Source organism: Syntrophorhabdaceae bacterium, assembly GCA_028713955.1.
In the GTDB taxonomy this organism is placed as follows: Bacteria; Desulfobacterota; Syntrophorhabdia; order Syntrophorhabdales; family Syntrophorhabdaceae; genus UBA5609.
Map to the genome: position 1 here is coordinate 1 of JAQTNJ010000283.1, position 3,617 is coordinate 3,617.

Genomic DNA, 3,617 nt, shown 5'->3' on the forward strand with positions numbered 1-3,617 from the left:
GGTGGGGGAATATAAGATCCTTGCCGCCGCCGTGGATGTCAAAAGGATTGCCGAGGTATTTTGTGCTCATAGCAGAACATTCGATATGCCAGCCGGGTCTTCCGCTTCCGAAGGGCGCGTCCCATGCCGGTTCATCGGGTTTTGACGACTTCCACAACGCAAAATCGAGGGGGTTCCTCTTTTTATCATCGATCTCGACCCGCGCCCCTGCGATCATCTCGTCGAGCGGTCTTTTTGATAATTGTCCGTATCCTTTGAAGCTCTCAATAGAGAAATAGACATCGCCGCCGGCCTGATATGCATGACCCTTCTTGAGGAGCGTCTCGACAAGCATAATCATCTCGTCTATGTGTTCCGTTGCCCGCGGCTCATGGGTCGGGCGAAGGATATGGAGGGCGTCCATGTCTTCATAGAAAGAACGTATGTATTTTTCCCCGACTTCTCTCCAGGGGATCTTCTCTTCCAGGGATTTCCGGATGATCTTATCGTCGATGTCGGTGAAGTTCCTCACATAGGTAACATCGTATCCCTTCGTTCTGAGGTACCGGTAGAGGGTATCGAAGACGACAGCGCTTCTCGCATGGCCGATATGACAATGGCCGTAGACCGTCACGCCACAGGCGTAGAACCTTACCTTCCCTTCGTCTACCGGTTGAAAGTCCTCTTTTTTCCCCGAGATGGTGTTATAAACCTTGAGACCCATAGACCGTATTTTTAACACAGGCCCGGTATATTGTCAAAATTTATCTTGTCCGGGACCGGGGTCTACACTTCCCCTTATTTATTGACTTTTCCGGCATAATAGTTCAATATCTTGTGCGAAATGAAAAGGGAACTGGAACGACTTACAAAGATAAGGAACATCGGGATCGCGGCCCACATCGATGCCGGGAAGACAACGGTAACGGAGCGCATCCTCTACTATACGGGCAAGACCCACAAGATCGGTGAGGTGCACGAGGGGACGGCAATCATGGATTATCTGCCCCAGGAGCAGGAAAGAGGGATTACGATCACTTCCGCGGTAACAACGCTTTACTGGAATGATTACGAGGTCCAGCTCATCGATACACCCGGTCATGTCGATTTTACCATCGAGGTTGAACGGTCGCTCCGTGTCCTTGATGGGATGGTGGCGGTTTTCTGCGGCGTCGGCGGTGTGGAACCGCAATCGGAAACTGTCTGGCATCAGGCGGATAAGTACCATGTGCCGCGGATTGCCTTTATCAATAAGCTCGACAGGATCGGGGCCGATTTCTTTCATGTCATTGATATGATCGTTGAAAAATTCGGCGCAAACCCCGTCATCCTTCAGATCCCTCTTGGCAGGGAAGATGGTTTCTACGGCGTCGTGGACCTCATTACCATGAAAGGCATCGCCTGGAACGAGGATGACCTCGGCGCTACGTATAATTACATATCGATCCCCCAGGAATACCGGCAGGCCGCACAGGTCTGGAGGGAAAAACTGCTTGAAAAATTGTCCATGTTCGACGATCAGGTCATGGAGCTCTATCTTGACGGCAAAGACATCGATGAGCAACTCATCCATAACGCTATACGGAAGGCCGCCATCTCACTGAAGTGCGTACCGGTCCTGTGCGGCGCGGCGCTGAGGAATAAAGGCATACAGCCCCTCCTTGACGCAGTGATACAATATCTGCCTTCACCTCTTGATGTACCCCCGATGAAGGGTGAAAATCCTGAAACAGGCGAGATAGAGGAAAGAAGCGCCCGCGACAGTCAGGACCTTGCAGCCCTTGCCTTCAAGATCGTCATCGAGGAGGGAAGGAAGCTCACCTATATCAGGATATACTCCGGTGTGCTGAAGGTGGGCGAAGAGGTCTACAACGTGAATCTCCGCAAACGGGAAAAGATCTCCAGGATCTACAAGATCCACGCGAACCACAAGGACCGGATAGAAGAGGCAAGGGCCGGGGCGATCGTGGGGATCGTCGGTCTCAAGGAGACGTCAACCGGTCAGACCTTAACAAAGACAAGGCCGATCCTTCTGGAGCCCATCGAGATATACCAGCCCGTTATCTCTGTTGCCGTTGAACCAAAAAAAAATATCGACCAGGATAAACTCCTCATGGCACTGCAGAAGATCTCTGAGGAAGATCCTACCTTTATCCTCAAGACAGATGAAGACGCGTACCAGACCGTCGTCTCAGGGATGGGGGAGCTCCACCTCGATGTCATCATCAGAAGGATCAGAGACGAGTTCGGCATAGAGCTCCTTGTCGGCAAGCCACAGGTTGTTTATAAAGAAAGCATTGAAAAGACCGTTTCCAGGGAACACACCTTTGAAAAACTGATCAACAACGTTCAATGCAAAGGCTGGGTGTCGCTGCAGATCGGACCCAACGGACGCGGCCAGGGCATCCTCGTCACTTTTCATATCAGTGAAGAACACCCGGTATTCGCCCTGACCGGCGCAATTGAGGAGGGTATCATGGAAGCCTCCAACATGGGGGTTCTCAAGGGCTATCCATTAACTGACATCAAGGTAGCAATCAATGATGCGAGCTTCAACAATCCGGAATTTGCCAGGTTGACACTCAAGATGGCTGCCTATGATGCCTTCCGGGAGGCATGCAATGAGGCAAACCCCGTCCTCCTTGTGCCTGTCATGTCGCTCACCATAACGACGCCGAACGAATTCATGGGCGACATCATAAGCGATCTGAACAGCAGAAAATGCCAGGTCACGAACGTTTCTTCAAAAGACAGGATAACGGTCATCGAGGCACATGCGCCATTGATAAAGATGTTCGGATATTCGACGGATGTACGGTCCCTCTCACAGGGCAGGGCATCTTTTACCATGTATTTTTCGCATTATGACAAGATCAACAATGGATAAGCTCGGCGAAGTATTGATGTTCCTCAGGGAGAGCAGGGACTATGTGTCCGGGGACTTTATCGCGGCAAGACTCCACGTATCGAGAACCGCTGTCTGGAAATACATCAATCACCTTGAGCGTCTTGGCTATGTGTTTCAGAAATCCAAGGGGAAAGGCTATTGTATTACAGGGACCCCCGACAAATTATACGCCTGGGAGATCGACAGGCATCTCAGGACAGACGTGACAGGCAGAAAGATAATCCACAGAGAAAATGTCGATTCCACGAATCTCTTTGCCTTCAAGCTTGCCCTGTCCGGCGAACCTGAAGGCACCTGTGTTATAGCCGAATCACAGGGTACGGGCAAAGGGAGGCTCGGGAGAAAATGGTTTTCACCGGCCGGGAAGAACCTCTACATCTCCGTTATCCTGAGACCCGATATTCATCCTTCCTCCGTATATCCCATAACGTTTTTGTCGTCTCTCGCTGTGTACGATACGATCGAGGAATTGTCAGGCATCAGACCCTCACTGAAATGGCCCAACGACGTCCTCATAAACGGGAAAAAGGTTTGCGGCACCCTCATTGAGCTTTCCACTGAGGCGGATATGGTGAGATTTGTTATTGTCGGCATCGGATTCAACATCAATATGCAGTACGGGGAGATAGATGAAGATATACAAAAGAAGGCCACCTCTCTCTCGATAGAAACAAAAAAAGTATATGAAAGAGCCCTGGTGTGTGGTATTCTACTGAACCATCTTGAAAAA

General features: G+C 50.6%; 3 protein-coding genes. 2 read left to right on the forward strand and 1 reads right to left on the reverse strand.

Annotated elements, in window-relative coordinates; genetic code table 11:
* Positions 1–703: cysteine--tRNA ligase (gene cysS, locus PHU49_15720; protein ID MDD5245457.1), on the reverse strand; the 703-nt coding region annotated here is incomplete at its 3' end.
* 120 nt (positions 704–823) lie between these two features.
* Between cysS and fusA the strand changes: the two genes are divergently transcribed.
* Together fusA and PHU49_15730 are read left to right on the forward strand one after the other, a co-directional pair.
* On the forward strand, positions 824–2,866 hold the full coding sequence (fusA, locus tag PHU49_15725) for an elongation factor G (GenBank protein MDD5245458.1): 2,043 nt from the start codon (positions 824–826) through the stop codon (positions 2,864–2,866).
* Positions 2,859–3,617, forward strand: a 759-nt coding sequence (locus PHU49_15730; GenBank protein ID MDD5245459.1) for a biotin--[acetyl-CoA-carboxylase] ligase, incomplete at its 3' end; no start/stop codon positions are given. The genes fusA and PHU49_15730, both read left to right, overlap by 8 nt.

Coding starts and splice junctions, on each gene's coding strand:
- fusA (MDD5245458.1), top strand. CDS start 824: ATGAAAAGGGAACTGGAACGACTTACAAAGATAAGGAACATCGGGATC.